Annotated in this window: 1 protein-coding gene; it reads left to right on the top strand. The window is 70.8% G+C overall.

Annotated elements, in window-relative coordinates; translation table 11 throughout:
• The first annotated feature begins 220 nt into the window (after positions 1 to 220).
• Positions 221 to 1,009 carry a MoaF C-terminal domain-containing protein gene (locus DW296_RS10835; RefSeq protein WP_136052240.1) on the top strand — a complete coding sequence of 263 codons (789 nt, stop codon included), beginning with the start codon at positions 221 to 223 and terminating at the stop codon, positions 1,007 to 1,009.
• The last annotated feature ends 69 nt before the right edge of the window (positions 1,010 to 1,078 follow it).

Genomic DNA, 1,078 nt, shown 5'->3' with positions numbered 1-1,078 from the left:
GCTGCGCGGGGACGGAGCTGCGCGGGGACGGAGCTGCGCGGGGACGGAGCTGCGCGGGGGCGGGACTTGCCCGGGAGGGCACGCCGGTTGACTCTCGGCGCGGGATGGACTCCGTGCGCTTGAGGGCTCCCCCGGCACGGCCGGAGCATGAGGCAAGCGCATCGCGACGACGCGGTGCCCGGGGCGACGAGGCCCCGCCGTGTGCGACGTCAGGACCCTCATGACCGACATCTCCACCGACCCCGCTCTGGACGAATGGCGCACGTACGACGAGTTCGCCGCGGGCATCGACACGTTCCGCCTGCCGAACACGACGCTCGCCGGAACCACGCTCACGCTCACCCTCGACGACGACACCGCCCTCGCCCTCCGCTTCGACGAGGACTCCGTGTCGTGGGAGGGACTGGGATCCTCCGGCCGCGACCCGTATGACGCGGTCCGCGTGCGCGACGACGTCGTCTTCGTGAACATCCCCTTCGAGACCCGCGAGCGCGAAGCCCTCACCGTCGTGTTCTCCACCACGACCCACCGCGCCACCGTCATCCGCTCCCGCATCGCGGCGGAGGCCGTCGAGGGCACCCCGCAGGTCGGGCAGGACTTCTGGGCCGCGACCACCGACGCCGGCCCCGCGACCGGAGAGGTCCCCGGTCCGAGCCGCGACCTCATCGGCAAGCGGAACGTCTACCGCTACAGCCCCCACCACCTGTACGAGCACGTCTACGTCTCCAGCCAGCGCTACGCGTGGCAGTGCCTCGAGGGCGTCCAGCGCGGTCACGGCGACATGGACCTCTCCACGGTGTGGAAGTTCGCGGACGGCCTCTACCTGTTCTGCTTCCGCGAGTTCCGGATCGCGGTGGCGAGCGTCTGGCTCCACGACCTCGGCTACCAGCTCATGACGACGGGGATCTTCCTCGGACTCAACGGCGACGGCGAGTCCGAGCACTCACGCGCCGGCGGACACATCTACCCCCTAGGCGCCGTCGCGTACCCCGACGCGCAGCCCGTCTGACCCTTCGACCCTTCGACAGGCTCAGGGACCCAGCTTCGACAGGCTCAGGGACCCAGCTTCGACAGGCTC

Origin of the sequence: Microbacterium sp. K36 (genome assembly GCF_004794355.1) — a bacterium.
GTDB classification, from domain to species: Bacteria; Actinomycetota; Actinomycetes; order Actinomycetales; family Microbacteriaceae; genus Microbacterium; species Microbacterium paraoxydans_D.
Note: the sequence above shows the minus strand (reverse complement) of the source record. Positions and strands in the feature narration are given on the sequence as shown.